This window comes from Stutzerimonas stutzeri, from assembly GCF_024448895.1.
In the GTDB taxonomy this organism is placed as follows: Bacteria; Pseudomonadota; Gammaproteobacteria; order Pseudomonadales; family Pseudomonadaceae; genus Stutzerimonas; species Stutzerimonas stutzeri_Q.
Genome location: NZ_JAMOIC010000030.1, coordinates 1 through 16,427, shown reverse-complemented (window position 1 = coordinate 16,427; position 16,427 = coordinate 1). Strand labels below are relative to the sequence as shown.

Below are 16,427 nucleotides of genomic sequence, written 5' to 3'. Positions count from 1 at the left end.
ACAGAGCCGCTCCGTTACCGAGAGTTCCTAAACAGAACAGTAGGAAACTGTACCGTTTTCGCCCCAAAGTACCGGCAGAACCGCAGACAATCGCCGGGGATCACCACTACTCCAGAACCTAGATGACGATAGCCCGTCTGCCAGCCGATGATGCGTTGCCAGTACGCTTTCCAGATGTCTGGCGACTGCGGCTCCCGTATCTACAAGTGCCACGGACGCAGGCAGCATTTCACGCAGCAGCGGTTTGACGAACGGGTAATGGGTGCAGCCCAGAATGACTGTGTCACAGCCTTGCTCGATCAAAGGCTGAACGAAACCCGCGAGCAGCGAGCGCGTGCCTGGAGTGTCAAGCTCACCCGCCTCGATGCGTTCCACGAGCCCAGGACATGGCTGGGTGATGACCCGGACATCACTGGCGAAACGATCGAGCAAGGCGGCAAATTTTGCGCTTTTCAAGGTGCCCGTCGTGGCAAGCACTCCCACCACGCCGGAACGTGTGGCAAGAGCGGCCGGCTTGACTGCAGGCTCCATGCCCACCAGCGGCAGGTCCGGGTACAGCAGACGAAGATCGGCGATACCCGCTGCAGTCGCAGTGTTGCAAGCAACCACCAGCGCCTTGGCGCCCTGCTCCAGCAGAAAACTTACTATCGAGCGACAGCGATCACGAATGAACTCAGGGCTTTTTTCGCCGTAGGGCACGTGCCCGCTATCGGCCAGGTACAGCAGTGATTCATTGGGAAGACGCGTCCGGATTTCCCGAAGTACCGATAGCCCCCCTACCCCGGAATCGAAAACCCCGATTGGCGCGTTGTCAGCCATGTCGGCTACCGCAGACCGTGCAGCCAGGGTCACGCTTGACCTTGAGTTCGCGAAAGCGACTCGACAAGGCGTCCACCAGCAGCAACCGACCAATGAGCGGCTCGCCAAAGCCGGCCAGCAGCTTGAGCGCCTCGAGGGCTTGCAGGCTCCCCACCATTCCAACCACGGGTCCCAGCACGCCCGCCTCACTGCATGTCAGTTCGGCTTCGCTGCCGTGCCCGTACAGGCAGTGGTAGCAGGGGCTCGTCTCCAGCCTGGCATCGAATACTGAGAGCTGTCCTTCCAGACGTATCGCGGCACCGCTGACCAGCGGCTTTTTAACCGCCACGCATGCCGCGTTGATGGCTTCGCGCACGGCGAAGTTGTCGGTGCAATCGAGCACCAGATCCACGGCGGCTACGGCCGTTTCAAGAGAGTCGGCGTCCATCGCCGTACGATGTGGCACCAGCTTTGCCAGCGGATTCAACGCTGACAACCGCGCCATCGCCGAGTCCACTTTCTCCCTACCGATGGAAGACGAATCGTGTAGCACCTGACGTTGCAGATTAGTCAGGTCGACGCTGTCGAAGTCAGCCAGATGCAATTCGCCGACCCCGGCAGCAGCCAGATACAGCGCTACCGGCGAGCCCAGCCCACCGAGGCCGACAATCAGGACCCGGCTCTGCTTGAGCTTCAGCTGGCCTTCAATGTCGACCTGCTTGAGCAGAATCTGCCGGCTATAGCGCAGGAGCTCGTCGTCGCTAAGCATGTCGCCCTCCTGAAGTTGACTCATGACCAGGAACCCAAGGTGACTCGTTCGTGGCCGCCCAGATCGGTGCGACTCTGGGCATCGGCGAACCCCCGATCCATCAGCAGCTGACGCACCTCGTGCGCCTGATCGTAACCGTGCTCCAGAACCAGCCAACCATCTTGTAATAGATAGTCTGGCGCACTGGAGATGATTTGACGGATGTCGTCCAACCCGTCCTCGCCAGCCACCAGGGCGCTGTCTGGCTCAAAGCGTAGGTCCCCCTGCAGCAGATGGGGGTCGCGGGCGCGGATGTAAGGAGGGTTGCTGACGATCAGCGAATAACGCTGCCCACCAAGCGCAGAGAACCACTGGCTTTCGAAGAACCTGACATTGGGCAACTTCAGTCGCTCGGCGTTGCGGGTCGCCAGCGCGACGGCTTCAGCGATACGGTCGACACCTATGACGGACCACGCCGGGCGGTCATTGGCCAGGGCCAGCGCGATCGCCCCGGTACCCGTCCCCAGATCAAGAACGTCACGCGCTGTGGCCGGCACCAACTGTAGCGCCGTTTCGACCAGCAGCTCGGTATCGGGGCGCGGAATCAGGGTGTGCGGGGCAACCTCCAGATCCAGACTCCAGAAACCCTGTCGACCAAGGATGTAGGCTATCGGCTCGCCCTGACGCCGCCGCGCGAGGTCAGCCATGAAACGTGCTTCACAATCGTCCGGAACTTCCCGTTCTGGCCAGGTGCGCAGGTAGCTGGTCGGCTTGCCGAGCGCTGCTGCCAACAGCCACTCGGCGTCGAGCCTGGCGCTGGGTGATTCCGGCAAAGTGGCCGAACGAAGCAGGGACTCGATGGAGGACATTAGCTTTCCGTAGGCGCGGCTGTCAGGCGAAGCAAGCCGGAGTCGATTGAACGGTACGTCGTTGAGCGGTGAACTTGCTTAGTTGGTAGGTCAGTCGCCCAAGGCTGCCAGCTGGTCAGCCTGATACTCCTGCAGCAAGGGCTCGATGACTTGCTCCACCGCTCCGCCGATAACCTCGTTAAGCGAATAGAGCGTGAGGTTGATGCGATGATCGGTGACGCGGCCCTGCGGAAAATTGTAGGTCCGTATCCGCTCGGAGCGGTCGCCTGAGCCAACAAGCAACTTGCGCGTGTCGGAGATTTCCTTATGCGCGGCACTGTCCTGCACATCCTGCAGCTTGGCCGCCAGCCATGACATGGCCCGGGCTCGGTTCTTGTGCTGCGAGCGCTCTTCCTGACATTCGACCACTATGCCGCTGGGCATATGAGTGATACGAACGGCCGAATCGGTCTTGTTGATGTGCTGACCGCCGGCACCGGATGCGCGATAGGTGTCTACGCGTAAGTCGGCCGGGTTGATCTCGATGGCGATCTGCTCGTCCGGCTCCGGTAGTACCGCCACGGTGCAGGCGGAGGTGTGAATGCGACCCTGGGATTCGGTTTCAGGAACGCGCTGCACGCGATGTGCGCCTGACTCGAACTTGAGCTTGGCGAATACATTGTCACCTTCGACCCGCGAGATGACTTCTTTATAACCCCCATGCTCACCAGGGCTCTCGGAGAGAATCTCCACACGCCAGCCCTGTCGTTCGGCATAGCGCGAATACATGCGAAACAGATCACCCGAAAAAATTGCCGCCTCGTCGCCGCCGGTCCCCGCTCGGATTTCCAGAAAGACGTTACGCCCGTCCTTTGGATCCTTCGGCAGCAACATGCGCTGCAGGCGCGCTTCGATTTCATCGAGCTTCTCGCGGGCCTCGGTGACTTCTTCCTCGGCCATCTCCCGCACGTCCGGATCGTTGTCCTTGAGCAGCGCCTGTGCGCCCTCCAGGTCGGACTGCATCTTTATGAATTCACGGTACGTTGCAATGACCGGCTCGACCTCGGCGTATTCGCGAGAATAGGCGCGAAACCGGGTCTGATCGCTGATCACTTCAGCGTCACCAAGCAGGGCCGTCAATTCTTCGAAGCGGTCCTGCAGCGTATCGAGTTTGTTGAGCAGCGACGCTTTCATGGTTTATCCGTGGTGTCCTGAAGGGCAAAAAGCTCCTGAACGATGCTCAGAGCTTCCACGCGCCCCTCGGCGGAGAGTTTTTTCAGCTGAACGCTTGGCGCGTGCAGCAGCTTGTTGGTCAGGCCCCGCGCCAGCTGTGCCAGAGCGTCCTCGGGCGTCGCGCCATTGGCCAGCAGTCTCTGGGCACGGAGCATCTCCTCGTCGCGAATACGCTCGGCGTGCTGCCGGTAGGCCTTGAGCACATCCACTGCAGCCAGCTCACGCAGGCGGGCCATAAAGTCATCGGTACCGGCAGCGACCAGCCCCTCTGCAGCCTGGGCAGCGCCCTGCCGGCTCTTGAGATTCTCGGCGACGACCTCATGCAGGTCATCGACCGTATAGAGGTAGACGTCGTCCAGCTCGCCGACCTGCGCTTCTATGTCGCGGGGTACGGCGATGTCGACCATGAACATCGGCTTGTGTTTGCGCTTCTTCAGCGCCTGCTCTACGGCGCCCTTGCCGAGGATCGGCAGCTGGCTGGCTGTCGAACTGATCACGATATCGCTGTTGTAGAGCTCTAGCGGGATGTCGGCCAGCAGGATGGCGTGGGCACCGAACTGTTCAGCCAGTGCGCTGGCGCGTTCAAGTGTGCGGTTGGCGACCACGATGCGCTTGACGCCCTGCTCATGCAGATGACGGGCAACCAGGGTGATGGTTTCTCCCGCACCAATCAGCAGGGCCTGGCTGCGATCCAGATTGGCGAAGATCTGCTTGGCCAGGCTGACCGCCGCGAAGGCGACCGACACCGGGTTCTCGCCAATGGCAGTGTCCGTGCGGACAGTTTTGGCGGTACTGAATGTCGCCTGAAACAGGCGCCCCAGGAGCGGCCCAACACTGCCGGCCTCACGCGCCACCGCGTAGGCAGACTTCATCTGACCAAGGATCTGCGGCTCGCCAAGCACCATCGAATCCAGTCCCGACGCAACGCGCATCATGTGCCGAACCGCCTGGTTATCGGTGTGGACGTAGGCACAGGCCTTCAGTTCGTCGAGGTTCAGGCGATGATAATTGGCCAGCCAGGCAAGCACCGCCTCGGCTTCGATCTGTTCTTGTTCCAGATACAGCTCGCTGCGATTGCATGTAGACAGGATCGCAGCCTCGCGCGTCGGCGTCACACGACACAGCTGCTGCAGCGCTTCGACCATCTGCTCCGGGGTGAACGCCACACGCTCGCGCACGTCCACCGATGCGGTCTTGTGATTAATGCCAAGCGCGATGAAAGCCATGCAGGATCGCTGATTCGAAAACGGAGCGCGCGATTCTCCTACTTCGCCTGCCTCAGAACAACCATTGCCCGTCATTGTCTGAATCTGCTTGACCAGCCCGATTGCCCCCAAAGCCGGCCCATGTGCTTGCCTGACCGCTTGTGTCATCATGCCGCGACCGCAGACCAGCCAAATGTTCCCTATGAAAAAACTCCTCGCCCTCAGTGCCGTCCTCTTTCTCGGTGGCTGCCAAAGCTTCATGCAGAGCAATCCCGACAGCGGTCCGCCGATCGAGGAGACCGCCCCGCAGGCGGCGCAAGCACCCATCACCGAATATGGCTCGTTCAGCGGCGACACGCTTTACGCCTTGCTCGTGGCCGAGCTGGCGGGGCAGCGCAACCGCTTCGATATCGCCCTGGGTAATTATGTGCAACAGGCCAATGCCACCCAGGACGCCGGTGTAGCCGAACGAGGTTTTCGGATCGCCGAATACCTCGGTGCTGACCAGGCCGCCTTGGATACAGCGATGATCTGGGCTGACAACGCACCGGCGAACCTTGATGCCCAGCGGGCGGCAGCCGTTCAGCTTGCGCGCGCCGGGCGCTACGAAGAATCCCTGAAATTCATGGAAGAGGTCCTCAAAGGCCAGGGCGATACGCATTTCGACTTTCTTGCCCTGTCCGCGGCTGAAACCGATCCAGACACGCGCACCGGCCTGCTCAAGAGTTTCGATCAACTGCTAATCAAGCATCCTGACAACCCGCAATTGAAGTTCGGCAAGGCTGTTCTTCTACAACAGGATGGTCGGCCCGCCGAAGCACTGGCGCTACTCGAGGAGCAGCCCGCCAGCGAGCAGGAGATACCCTCGATCCTGCTTCAAGCCCGGTTGCTGCAGATTCTCGAGCGTAGCAAGGAGGCCGTACCGCTGCTGGAAGCGAGCCTGCGCCGACATCCCGAAGATAAACGCCTGCGACTGACCTACGCCCGACTGCTGGTTGAACAGGACCGGTTCGACCAGGCCATGGGAGAGTTCGCCACACTGGTCCAACAATACCCGGACGACGATGACTTGCGGTTCTCAATGGCGCTTGTGTGCCTCGAAGCCCAGGCCTGGCGCGAAGCGATCGTCTATCTCGAAGAGCTGATCGAGCGCGGCAGCCACGTCGACGCGGCCCACTTCAATCTCGGCCGCGCCCACAATCAATTGGGCAACCATGAGCAGGCATTGGCCGCGTTCGCCAAGGTAGGACCGGGTAACGAGTATCTGCCTGCACAGTTGATGCAGGCAGAATTGCTGTTTTCCCTGGGCCGCAACCAGGAAGCGTCCGCGATGCTGGCCAGTGCCCGTAACGAGCAACCTGATTACGCCATTCAGCTGTTTCTCATTGAAATCGAAGCGCTTTCGGGACAGCAGCAGAACGACGCCGCGTGGGAGCTGACCGAACAGGCGCTGGCGCAGTTTCCCGGCGACCTGAATCTTCTCTATACCCGCGCGATGATTGCCGAGAAGCGTGGCGACCTCGAGCTACTCGAGCGAGACCTTCGCTTCATCATCGAGCGCGAGCCCGACAATGCCATGGCGATCAACGCGCTAGGTTACACACTGGCCGATCGCACAGATCGGCATGAAGAAGCCCTGGAGCTCATTGAGCAGGCCTACCGGCTTAACCCCAACGACGCCGCCATTCTCGACAGCCTGGGCTGGGTGCATTACCGCCTCGGCAATCTCGAAGAAGCCGAAGAGCAGCTGCGCAAGGCACATGAGCGCTTCCCGGATCACGAGGTTGCCGCCCACTTGGGCGAGGTGCTCTGGGCGTCCGGCAATCAGCGAGAAGCGCGGACGATCTGGAAAGAGGCATTGAAGCAACAGCCGGATAGCCCGGTGCTGCGCGAAACCATCAAACGCCTGACAGGCTCGGAGAAACCCTGACCCATGAAGCTGATGCGTAATCTGCTGGTACCTGCCCTTGCATTATTGATAGCCGGCTGCGCCGGACTCGGCCCCCAGGAATCCGTTGAGGGTTCGGGTAACGCCGAAGGCTGGAAGGCGCATAAGGCCCAGATGAGCACGGTCGATGGCTGGCAGATCAGCGGCAAGATTGGCATTCAGGCTCCGCAGGATTCTGGCAGCGGCACCTTGTTCTGGCTGCAACGTCAGGACTACTTCGACATCCGCCTGTCCGGCCCGCTGGGTCGTGGCGCTACCCGGCTGACTGGTCGCCCGGAAGCAGTTGCACTGGAAGTTGCCGGCCAGGGTCGTTATGAAGCCGATTCGCCGGAGGCCCTGGTGGAAAGTCAGCTCGGCTGGCAGCTGCCCGTGTCGAATCTACTCTGGTGGGTGCGCGGCCTGCCCTCGCCGGACAGTCGCAGTCGCATCCAGCTGGACGCCGATGGCCGCCTTGCCAGACTGCAGCAGGATGGCTGGGACGTGGAATACCTCGGTTACAGCGAGGAAGACGGCTATAGCCTGCCGTCGCGTATCAAGCTTGCAGGTCGTGACTTGAAGATCACCCTCGTGGTCAAGGACTGGCAGCCGCGCCAGCTCGGTCGCTAATGCCGACACTGACACTCCCCGCCCCGGCCAAACTCAATCTGATGCTGCACATTCTGGGGCGTCGCGCTGATGGCTATCACGAGCTGCAGACGCTGTTCCAGTTTCTCGACTATGGCGACGAGCTGAACTTCACAGCCCGGACCGATGGCCAGATCAAGCTGAAGTCCGAGTTGCCCGGCGTCGACCATGACAGCAACCTCATTGTCCGCGCGGCCCGCCTGCTCCAGGCCCGAAGCGGCTGCACCCTCGGCGCTGATATCGAGCTGACCAAGCGGCTACCCATGGGCGGCGGCATTGGCGGGGGCAGCTCTGACGCCGCCACTACTCTGCTTGGCCTGGACCACCTCTGGCAGACGCGCCTGGGAGTGGACCGGCTGGCCGAGTTCGGCCTAGCGCTCGGAGCCGACGTACCGGTGTTCGTCAGAGGCCACGCGGCCTTTGCCGAAGGGGTCGGAGAGCGCCTGCAGCCGGTCGAATTGACCGAGCCCTGGTTCCTCGTCATCGTCCCGCAAGTCTCTGTTAGTACAGCGGAAATATTTTCCGACCCAGAGTTGACACGCAATACCCCGGCCATTACAGTTCGCAGCCTTCATGCAGGGGGCGGTCGTAACGACTGTCAGCCGGTGGTCGAGAAGCGTTATCCAGAAGTACGTAACGCTTTGAGCTTGTTGAACAATTTCGTTCCAGCAAGAATGACCGGCACTGGATCTTGTGTGTTTGGGAGCTTCCCAAACAAAGGTGAGGCTGATAGAGTTTGCCGCCAACTTCCAGCCGATTTACCAGCTTTCGTAGCTCAAGGGCGCAACATTTCGATGCTGCACCGACGGCTTGCGCAACTGGCACAGGAAGTAAGTGGTTAGGTTGTACGTTACAGGGGCGTCGCCAAGCGGTAAGGCACCAGGTTTTGATCCTGGCATGCGTTGGTTCGAATCCAGCCGCCCCTGCCATAACCTCTCGGGGTTGGTACAGCCGCAAGCACAGTCAAGGTTACATCTACAGGGGCGTCGCCAAGCGGTAAGGCACCAGGTTTTGATCCTGGCATGCGTTGGTTCGAATCCAGCCGCCCCTGCCAAACATCTCGAGAGCTGTTCAAGACGCCTGGCCTTTTGAACAGCTTTTTGTTTCATCGGATCCACCCTCAGGCAGGTACTGCGCGTGTCCAAGATGATGGTCTTCACGGGGAACGCCAACCCCGACCTGGCCCGGCGTGTTGTACGTCAGCTGCATATCCCTCTCGGTGATGCCTACGTCGGAAAATTCTCCGACGGCGAAATCAGTGTCGAGATCAACGAGAACGTTCGTGGTAAGGACGTATTCCTGATCCAGCCGACCTGTGCTCCCACCAATGACAACCTGATGGAACTGGTGGTGATGGCTGATGCCTTCCGCCGTTCTTCTGCCACCCGCATCACAGCCGTCATCCCCTACTTTGGTTATGCCCGCCAGGATCGCCGCCCGCGCTCCGCACGTGTGCCTATCAGCGCCAAAGTCGTGGCCGACATGCTGGACGTGGTGGGTGTCAACCGGGTTCTCACCGTTGACCTTCACGCCGACCAGATTCAGGGTTTCTTCGACATGCCGGTAGATAACATCTACGGCTCGCCAGTTCTGGTCGACGATATCCAGGCTCAGCGTTTCGAGAACCTGATGATCGTTTCCCCCGACATCGGCGGTGTAGTGCGTGCTCGCGCCGTCGCCAAGTCGCTGGGCGTGGACCTGGCGATCATCGACAAGCGTCGCCCAAAGGCCAACCAGTCCGAAGTGATGCACATCATCGGTGATATCGAAGGCCGTACCTGCATCCTCGTTGATGACATGGTCGATACCGCCGGCACCTTGTGCCATGCCGCAACTGCTCTGAAAGATCATGGCGCGTCCAAGGTCTTTGCGTATTGCACCCACCCTATTCTGTCCGGCCGCGCCATCGAGAACATCGAAGGTTCGGTGCTCGACGAACTGGTCGTGACCAATACCATTCCGCTGTCCGCAGCGGCGCAAGCCTGTACCCGTATTCGCCAATTGGACATCGCTCCAATGGTGGCTGAAGCGGTTCGCCGCATCAGCAACGCTGAATCGATCAGCGCGATGTTCCGCTAAGCCATAAACTTAGCCCTTCGCGTCGACCGAAAATGTGCCCCGCCTTGTGCGGGGCTTTTTGCCCAACCGCCGATAGCGCTGGTCGCGAGCGCTTCGGGCGCGTTGTTATCCTGGAGAAACACAATGACTGATTTCACTCTGAATGCCCAAGTGCGTTCCGACCTGGGGAAAGGTGCGAGCCGCCGCCTGCGTCGTAACGCCAACCTCGTCCCTGCCGTGATCTACGGTGGCGACAAGGCTCCGCAATCCATCAGCCTGCTGCTGAAAGACGTAACCAAGCTGCTGGAAACCGAAGCCTCTTACAGCCACGTACTGACCTTGAACGTCGACGGCCAGAACGAATCCGTTCTGATCAAGGCGCTGCAGCGTCATCCGGCCAAGGGCTTCGTTCTGCACGCTGACTTTGTTCGCGTTGTCGAAGGTCACAAGCTGACTGCTACCGTTCCGCTGCACTTCCTCAACCAGGAAAGCTCGATTGGCGTGAAGCAGCAGGGCGGCGAAATCCTGCACAACATCAACGAAGTGGAAGTGTCCTGCATGCCGCAGGATCTGCCTGAGTTCATCGAGGTCGACATGGCCAATGTTGAAGTCGGTCAGGTACTGCACATGACCGACATCAAACTGCCGAAAGGCGTTGAGCTGGTCGCCCTGGCACATGGCAGCGACCTGCCAGTTGCCAACGTTCACGCACCGCGCGTGAGCAAGGAAGACACTCCGAAAGAAGAAGACGCTGCCGAGTAATCTGCTCGCAAGCATCTGAGGAAGGGCCTCTGTCGTGACTGCCGTGAAACTGATCGTCGGCCTGGGTAATCCAGGCCCCGAATACGACCAGACCCGGCATAACGCAGGGGCCCTTTTCGTTGAGCGACTGGCTGCCCACAAGGGCGTCAATCTCAGCGTGGATCGCAAGTATTTCGGTCTGGTTGGCAAGTTTCGCCATCAGGACGAAGATGTCCGCCTGTTGATTCCCACCACCTACATGAACCGCAGCGGTCAGGCGGTGGCGGCACTGGCCGGCTTTTTCCGAATCCCCCCCGAGGCCATCCTGGTTGCTCATGATGAACTCGATATGCCTCCGGGCGTCGCCAAGCTCAAGCAAGGCGGTGGCCATGGCGGGCACAACGGGCTTCGCGACATCATCGCCAAGCTCGGCAATCAGAACAATTTCTACCGTTTGCGGCTGGGCATTGGCCATCCTGGGCACAGCAGTCTGGTAACCGGCTATGTGCTGGGCCGTGCGCCTCAGACCGAGCGCGAAAAGCTCGACGCCAGCATCGATTTCACTTTCGACGTGCTACCGGAAATTCTCGCCGGTGACTGGACGCGCGCGATGCAGCGCCTGCACAGCCAAAAGGCCTGACCTGGCCCGAGGCAGGCACGCGAAGACAAGGCAACGGCTTACCGGAAGGCTCTCACCACAACGCAACACGAAGCCGTTAAAACGCAATTTTGGCACCGCCGGTAGCCCATTAGCTGCCAGCCAATACCGAGGCAAGACACCATGGGATTCAATTGCGGCATCGTCGGGCTACCCAATGTCGGCAAGTCCACCCTGTTCAATGCGCTGACCAAATCCGGTATCGCAGCGGAAAACTTCCCCTTCTGCACCATCGAGCCGAACAGCGGCATCGTTCCGATGCCTGATCCTCGGTTGCAGGCATTGGCCGAGATCGTCAAACCCGAGCGGGTCGTGCCGACCACCATGGAATTCGTCGACATCGCAGGCTTGGTCGAAGGCGCGTCCAAGGGTGAAGGGCTGGGCAACAAGTTCCTGGCCAACATCCGCGAGACGGACGCCATAGCCCATGTGGTGCGCTGCTTCGAGGACGACAACGTCATTCACGTATCGAACTCGGTCGATCCCAAGCGTGACATCGAGATCATCGAACTGGAACTGATATTCGCTGACCTCGACAGCTGCGAGAAGCAACTGCAGCGCGTAACCCGCAATGCCAAAGGCGGCGACAAGGAAGCCGTAGCGCAGAAAGCGCTGCTGGAAAAGCTGATTCCGCATTTCTCCGAAGGTAAGCCCGCCCGCACCCTGCTGAAGAAGCTTGGCGAAGAAGAAATTCAGCTCGCCAAGGGCTTCCACCTGCTGACCAGCAAGCCGGTGATGTACATCGCCAACGTCGCTGAGGATGGCTTCGAAAACAACCCGCACCTGGATGTGGTCAACGCCATCGCCGCCGAAGAGGGCGCGATTGTGGTGCCGGTCTGCAACAAGATCGAAGCCGAGATCGCCGAACTGGATGACGGCGAGGAAAAGGACATGTTCCTCGAGTCCCTTGGCCTCGAAGAGCCCGGCCTGAATCGCGTAATCCGCGCTGGCTACGAACTGCTCAACCTGCAGACCTACTTCACAGCAGGGGTCAAGGAGGTTCGCGCCTGGACCGTGAAGGTCGGCGCAACAGCTCCTCAGGGCGCAGCCGTCATTCACACGGACTTCGAGAAAGGCTTCATCCGCGCCGAGGTTGTCGCCTATAACGACTTCATCCAGTACAAGGGTGAAGCAGGCGCCAAGGAAGCCGGGAAATGGCGTTTGGAGGGCAAGGAGTACATCGTCAAGGATGGCGACGTGATGCACTTCCGCTTCAACGTCTGACCCGACTTAGGGTTTTCAGCATGTTTCTTGAAACCAGCTGAATACGACTCTAAGCCGCAAAGGCCGTGCACAGCGCGGCCTTTTTTGTTTCAGGGAGTACCCTTCTGTTTCCGTCATTGCCACTCAATTACCGAGTACAAAGCTGAGTACGTTTTTTGATTGCCTTCCAAAAAGTGAGTACAGTCGTGCCATCTACTTGGAAAGCCTGCAAACATGCTCACCGACGCGCACTGCCGTAACGCGAAGCCCAAAGAGAAGCTGTACCGTCTGAACGACCAACGAGGGCTGTACTTGGAGGTCAAACCAAACAATGTAAAAGCCTGGCGCTTCCGCTTCGCACTCAACGGCAAGTCGAGCATGTTCGCACTCGGCGAGTACCCTTCCACTTCACTCTCAGAAGCACGCGAACGCTGCGCAGCTGCACGCAAACTGGTCAAGCAAGGCATCAATCCTGCTCAGCAGCGGCAGCTTGAGCGAATCAGACAGGCCAACGAAGCTCAGAACACTTTCGAGGTCGTAGCCAAGGAGTGGCTGCAGACGAAAGACTGGGAGGAAGTTACCAAGCACCGACGGCTTGGCATGCTTCGGCGTGTCGTCTTCCCTAGTATTGGCTATATGCCGGTACGTGACGTGATGCCGATCCATGTGCTCGAAATTTTACAAAAAACCGCCAAACGTGGTGCTCCAAGTGTGGCGGCGGAGGCGAGGCGCACAATGTCAGCTGTCTTTGAGTTCGCTGTTGCCACCCTACGTGCCGAAAGCGACCCGGTCTGGCCAGTGCGAAAGGCGCTCCCTGCCAACAAGACACAGCACAAACCCGCACTCAGCAAACAACAAGTAGGGAAGCTGCTAAGCGACTTTGACAATCACCGCTGCAGCTATCAGGTGAATTATTGCGTACAGCTGATGTGGTGGACGTTGGCCCGCCCTACGGAAGTGGCTGAAGCGGAGTGGGCCGAGTTCGACCTGACAGCGAAAACCTGGCGTATCCCTGCCGTGAGAATGAAAGCAAGGAGTGAGCACCTAGTTCCCCTTCCTCGACAAGCCGTCGAGATGCTCAACGCGCTTCACGTCATCACAGGCAAGCGCAAGCACCTATTTCCTGGTCGCGATGACCGCAACGGGCCTATGTCGGCAGCATCGCTACGTCAGGCACTCAAGGTCCTAGGATGGAGTGGCACTTATAGCCCTCATGCCACGCGTTCGACCGGCAGCACCAGGCTTAACGAACTGGGTTATCGTCCTGATGCCATCGAAGCGCAGCTTGCTCACGCTGAGCGAAACAGCGTGCGCCGGACTTACAACCATGCCACCTATTTCGAGGAGCGCCGGGTAATGATGCAAGATTGGGCCGACCACCTTGAAAAATGGAAACTGCAGGAATGAGTGAAGGATATGGGCCCAGCCAACCATGCTTTGCTCCATTGAGGGCCGTGGTCCAAGAGATCTTCGAGCGTCGAACAAGCCAAGGTAAGGCCGTATTCAAGGACCCCGAGGCGTTCTACGGGAAGCTTGAGACCATCGCTCATGCCCATGCCCGCCAATTTCCTGCTACTCAAGACAAGGAAAGCCGTCGACGCTACGAGGCTGTCGCAAAGGCAGCGGCTCAAATGCAAGCTGCGCTCAGCGCCCTATCAAGCCGTGAGCTCGAAACAGTGAACGCGCAGCCAATTCGGCATGACGCATCGCTGCTAGGCCATGACCTAATGGCCCTAAGCGAAGACGCATACCATAGCGGCCCACATGCTCCCAATGATTTGCTTAGTCGCCACACCTTGATCTGGCTTCATGCAGCGGCAACTTCGCTAGCTGAGCGTAACAAAGCAGGCAGACCCGGCAACTCAGCAGAGTTCCAGCTAGCTAAGAAATTCGTGGTGCTATGCCACATAGAAGGATGGCCCTTGACCGCGGCAAACAGCGGTTCGGAGCGAAGGAATGGCGGTAGCCCGAGAGAATCTGATTCGGTCGCCTGCTTGGCAGCAGTATTCACGGAGGCGGGAGAACATCCCACGAACAGCCTACGGCACGCGAAAACGATGCTAAGAAAACTTCGTGCACCCCATTCTTACGAAGAATACCAGCATAGCGACACTTACGACTGGGACCGGCAACCTGCGACGATCACCCTGAAGGAGCTGCGGCATCAAAGCGATATTGGCGAGCTACCGCACTTTACCCCATCTGTAGACTGAGCAAGATCGGACATAAATGTTGGCCTTTTCTAGCTGCTTTTTGCCCGTGAGCTGATATCGCACTCGTACAACACTCCCCGTGCATTCATAACGTTTCGAGGAGTCTCACCATGCGCGCTATACGTATTCAAGAAGTGTGCAATAAACTTTCGGTCAGCCGCACCACTCTTTGGCGTCTGTCCAGGCAGCCAGGCTTTCCCAAACCCATCAACCTTGGGGGCGGGCGGATGGTGATGTTTCTAGAGACCGAGCTCGACTCATGGCTTGAGGCGCAAGCCGCTTCCCAGCGCCCTGCTGCACAAGGGCAATAAGATGAGCCGCCAGCGAACCATCAACGACCAGAGCTTCTGGCGCTCACCACGCCTGCAAATATGCACCACAGAAGACAAAATCGCCCTTCTACATCTGCTTACTTGCCCCGACTCCAACATTGTCGGGGCTTATGCCCTTGTACCCAAAATAGCCAGTGCTGAAGTGGGTTGGTCGCCAGAGCAATGGTTGCAGGTTATCGACCGGCTCCGCGCGAACGATCTGACTTGGTTCGACACCGAGCATATGTTCGTCTGGGTGCGCATATGGTGGGAGCACCACCACGCTGGCCAAAGCATGGGCCCCAAGCTACGTAATAGGACACTGGCAGACATTCGGCGCATCCCGCAGCCATGGCAGCAGCACTTTCTGGAGGATTTCCGCCCACGACTTCCGCAAGAGTACCGCCCCATCGTAGACCTTGAGTTTGGTCAGCAGAGCCTAGACGATCCCTCCCAGATACCATATGGATATGGTATCGATACCTCATCCAACTTTTCCCTCGGTAACGCTAACGCTAAAAATATAACTCTAACGCCAACGCTACAGTCGCCAGCATTGCCTGTGGATATCTTTTCCATACCTGCGACCCAGCAAGACGGAATTACTGGCGTCCTTAAAAAAGCCCAGAAATCAGGTCGCACCGCCGCCGAGCTGCAAAAAGCCGTTGACTCTTTGGCGCAACAGTTCCGCTCGTGTACAAGCCCGCCACGGAACGCTCCTGCGCTATTGCAGCACCTGCTCAACCAAACACCTCGCGAAAATGCGAGCAAGAAGGTGCCTCAGCAAACTCTGGCGGCGCTGCGTGGGCGGTGCTTCGCTTGGCCCCTAGAACAGGCAAATAGCTATGCCAGAATCGAAGCAGACGGACTCTATGAGCTGTTCCGCATTGAGCGGGGCCAACTGACACGTCGAATCGGCCGACTGGAACAAGACGGGTTGCTGTTCGCCATTCAGGCCGGTAGCGTTCAAGAGGTCTCGGCAGACTGTATTGATCAGCTGGCAACAGAGCTCATGTCGTGAACAAGCTACAGCAGCGACTGCTATCACTCGCGCAGCAATGCATAGAATCGGTTGCGGCCATACAACCACGTGGCGGCATCTTTTCCGACCCATCGGAACAAACCCGTGCCGATTACCTACAGCTGGGGCGAGTACTCATGCAGCGGGTACGAAATGATGCACATGACTTACAGACGGTGGTGACCAGTACCTCCAGCCCACGCACCTTTCAAAAACGCATGGCAGCACTACGTTACTTCTTACATGCCCGGCATTACGACCTGATGCTCTCCCTGCGCCAGAGCCAGAACGAGCAACAAAGAGCACTCCAGGGAGAGCTGGAGTTACACCTGAATGCCCTGAGAGCCTTCGCTGCGGTTCAACAGACAGGCCTGGAAGGCACTCGTGAAAAGCGCAAAAGCAAACGCCGGGCACTGCATGGTCTTCCCGATAACTGGCGCGAGACGCTCTATGAACGTAGCAAGACGGGTAAATATGGCGCAGCGATAATCACAGCGGCTTTGAGCGGGTGCAGACCGGCCGAGCTTAAAAACGGCGTTTACATCTCCCGTACCTTCGATGAAACGCTGCGGAGCGAAGTCATCCGCATCGAGATAGCCGGAGCGAAGCTTAAAGCCCGGCAAGGCCAGCCACGACGCGTCATATGCTATAGCACTTCGTCCGACCATCCGCTTGTCACGGCCATGAACCATCTGCTCGACCAGCAGGCCAATCCCGAACTGCACGTTCAAATCGCAAGCCCGGTCAACTTCACTGTAGAAATTCGCCGCCTGGGCAAACTCCTGTGGCCGTCCCATCGACACGCAGTTACCGCCTAC

16 protein-coding genes and 2 tRNA genes are annotated in these 16,427 nt (G+C 59.0%); 13 read left to right on the top strand and 5 right to left on the bottom strand.

From position 1 onward, the window contains the following. Window positions 1–27: 27 nt before the first annotated feature. From murI to hemA, 5 genes are all read right to left on the bottom strand, one after another. Window positions 28–819, bottom strand: coding sequence for a glutamate racemase (murI, locus tag NA619_RS22655; RefSeq protein ID WP_255964043.1), 792 nt, complete (start codon window positions 817–819; stop codon window positions 28–30). Beyond that, window positions 812–1,567: a molybdopterin-synthase adenylyltransferase MoeB gene (locus NA619_RS22650; protein WP_255964042.1), complete on the bottom strand. Its 756-nt coding sequence runs from the start codon at window positions 1,565–1,567 to the stop codon at window positions 812–814. Before NA619_RS22650 ends, murI begins: the two co-directional genes overlap by 8 nt. Window positions 1,568–1,587: 20 nt before the next feature. Then, a complete protein-coding gene (gene prmC / locus NA619_RS22645) occupies window positions 1,588–2,415 on the bottom strand; it encodes a peptide chain release factor N(5)-glutamine methyltransferase (protein WP_255964041.1) in 828 nt (275 codons plus the stop codon). A 90-nt stretch (window positions 2,416–2,505) separates the two neighbouring features. Then, window positions 2,506–3,588 (bottom strand): peptide chain release factor 1, encoded by a 1,083-nt coding sequence (gene prfA / locus NA619_RS22640; RefSeq protein ID WP_255964040.1) that lies wholly within the window; start codon window positions 3,586–3,588, stop codon window positions 2,506–2,508. Continuing rightward, the gene (gene hemA, locus NA619_RS22635; protein ID WP_255964039.1) at window positions 3,585–4,853 is read right to left on the bottom strand and encodes a glutamyl-tRNA reductase; all 1,269 of its coding nucleotides are present in this window, start codon (window positions 4,851–4,853) and stop codon (window positions 3,585–3,587) included. The genes prfA and hemA overlap by 4 nt, the downstream gene beginning before the upstream one ends. A gap of 181 nt (window positions 4,854–5,034) precedes the next feature. On the opposite strand from hemA, the gene NA619_RS22630 reads away from it, so the two are divergent. The 13 genes from NA619_RS22630 to NA619_RS22570 all read left to right on the top strand — a co-directional run. After that, entirely contained in the window at window positions 5,035–6,762 is a 1,728-nt protein-coding gene (locus tag NA619_RS22630; protein WP_255964038.1) for a tetratricopeptide repeat protein, read from the top strand. A gap of 3 nt (window positions 6,763–6,765) precedes the next feature. Then, on the top strand, window positions 6,766–7,386 hold the full coding sequence (lolB, locus tag NA619_RS22625) for a lipoprotein insertase outer membrane protein LolB (protein ID WP_255964037.1): 621 nt from the start codon (window positions 6,766–6,768) through the stop codon (window positions 7,384–7,386). Next, the gene (gene ispE, locus NA619_RS22620) at window positions 7,386–8,246 is read left to right on the top strand and encodes a 4-(cytidine 5'-diphospho)-2-C-methyl-D-erythritol kinase (RefSeq protein WP_255964036.1); all 861 of its coding nucleotides are present in this window, start codon (window positions 7,386–7,388) and stop codon (window positions 8,244–8,246) included. The genes lolB and ispE overlap by 1 nt, the downstream gene beginning before the upstream one ends. Before the next feature lie 12 nt (window positions 8,247–8,258). Next, window positions 8,259–8,333, top strand: a tRNA-Gln gene (locus NA619_RS22615). Between the two features lie 50 nt (window positions 8,334–8,383). Then, a tRNA-Gln gene (locus NA619_RS22610) sits at window positions 8,384–8,458 on the top strand. A gap of 83 nt (window positions 8,459–8,541) precedes the next feature. Continuing rightward, window positions 8,542–9,483 carry a ribose-phosphate pyrophosphokinase gene (locus NA619_RS22605; RefSeq protein ID WP_019341796.1) on the top strand — a complete coding sequence of 314 codons (942 nt, stop codon included), beginning with the start codon at window positions 8,542–8,544 and terminating at the stop codon, window positions 9,481–9,483. A gap of 123 nt (window positions 9,484–9,606) precedes the next feature. Then, window positions 9,607–10,224, top strand: a complete 618-nt coding sequence (locus NA619_RS22600) for a 50S ribosomal protein L25/general stress protein Ctc (protein ID WP_255964035.1) — start codon at window positions 9,607–9,609, stop codon at window positions 10,222–10,224. A 34-nt stretch (window positions 10,225–10,258) separates the two neighbouring features. Then, the gene (gene pth, locus NA619_RS22595; RefSeq protein ID WP_255964034.1) at window positions 10,259–10,843 is read left to right on the top strand and encodes an aminoacyl-tRNA hydrolase; all 585 of its coding nucleotides are present in this window, start codon (window positions 10,259–10,261) and stop codon (window positions 10,841–10,843) included. Between the two features lie 141 nt (window positions 10,844–10,984). Continuing rightward, window positions 10,985–12,085 (top strand): redox-regulated ATPase YchF, encoded by a 1,101-nt coding sequence (gene ychF, locus NA619_RS22590; RefSeq protein WP_255964033.1) that lies wholly within the window; start codon window positions 10,985–10,987, stop codon window positions 12,083–12,085. A gap of 213 nt (window positions 12,086–12,298) precedes the next feature. Then, a complete protein-coding gene (locus NA619_RS22585) occupies window positions 12,299–13,471 on the top strand; it encodes a tyrosine-type recombinase/integrase (protein ID WP_255964032.1) in 1,173 nt (390 codons plus the stop codon). Between the two features lie 916 nt (window positions 13,472–14,387). After that, window positions 14,388–14,588 carry a helix-turn-helix transcriptional regulator gene (locus NA619_RS22580; protein ID WP_255964031.1) on the top strand — a complete coding sequence of 67 codons (201 nt, stop codon included), beginning with the start codon at window positions 14,388–14,390 and terminating at the stop codon, window positions 14,586–14,588. A 1-nt stretch (window position 14,589) separates the two neighbouring features. Further along, entirely contained in the window at window positions 14,590–15,609 is a 1,020-nt protein-coding gene (locus NA619_RS22575) for a hypothetical protein (protein ID WP_255964030.1), read from the top strand. Continuing rightward, window positions 15,606–16,427, top strand: an 822-nt coding sequence (locus tag NA619_RS22570) for a hypothetical protein (RefSeq protein ID WP_255964029.1), incomplete at its 3' end; no start/stop codon positions are given. The genes NA619_RS22575 and NA619_RS22570, both read left to right, overlap by 4 nt.

Coding starts and splice junctions, on each gene's coding strand:
- NA619_RS22630 (WP_255964038.1), top strand. CDS start 5,035: ATGAAAAAACTCCTCGCCCTCAGTGCCGTCCTCTTTCTCGGTGGCTGC.
- NA619_RS22600 (WP_255964035.1), top strand. CDS start 9,607: ATGACTGATTTCACTCTGAATGCCCAAGTGCGTTCCGACCTGGGGAAA.
- NA619_RS22580 (WP_255964031.1), top strand. CDS start 14,388: ATGCGCGCTATACGTATTCAAGAAGTGTGCAATAAACTTTCGGTCAGC.
- NA619_RS22650 (WP_255964042.1), bottom strand. CDS start 1,567: ATGCTTAGCGACGACGAGCTCCTGCGCTATAGCCGGCAGATTCTGCTC.
- ychF (WP_255964033.1), top strand. CDS start 10,985: ATGGGATTCAATTGCGGCATCGTCGGGCTACCCAATGTCGGCAAGTCC.
- NA619_RS22585 (WP_255964032.1), top strand. CDS start 12,299: ATGCTCACCGACGCGCACTGCCGTAACGCGAAGCCCAAAGAGAAGCTG.
- prfA (WP_255964040.1), bottom strand. CDS start 3,588: ATGAAAGCGTCGCTGCTCAACAAACTCGATACGCTGCAGGACCGCTTC.
- prmC (WP_255964041.1), bottom strand. CDS start 2,415: ATGTCCTCCATCGAGTCCCTGCTTCGTTCGGCCACTTTGCCGGAATCA.
- NA619_RS22575 (WP_255964030.1), top strand. CDS start 14,590: ATGAGCCGCCAGCGAACCATCAACGACCAGAGCTTCTGGCGCTCACCA.
- lolB (WP_255964037.1), top strand. CDS start 6,766: ATGAAGCTGATGCGTAATCTGCTGGTACCTGCCCTTGCATTATTGATA.
- ispE (WP_255964036.1), top strand. CDS start 7,386: ATGCCGACACTGACACTCCCCGCCCCGGCCAAACTCAATCTGATGCTG.
- hemA (WP_255964039.1), bottom strand. CDS start 4,853: ATGGCTTTCATCGCGCTTGGCATTAATCACAAGACCGCATCGGTGGAC.
- murI (WP_255964043.1), bottom strand. CDS start 819: ATGGCTGACAACGCGCCAATCGGGGTTTTCGATTCCGGGGTAGGGGGG.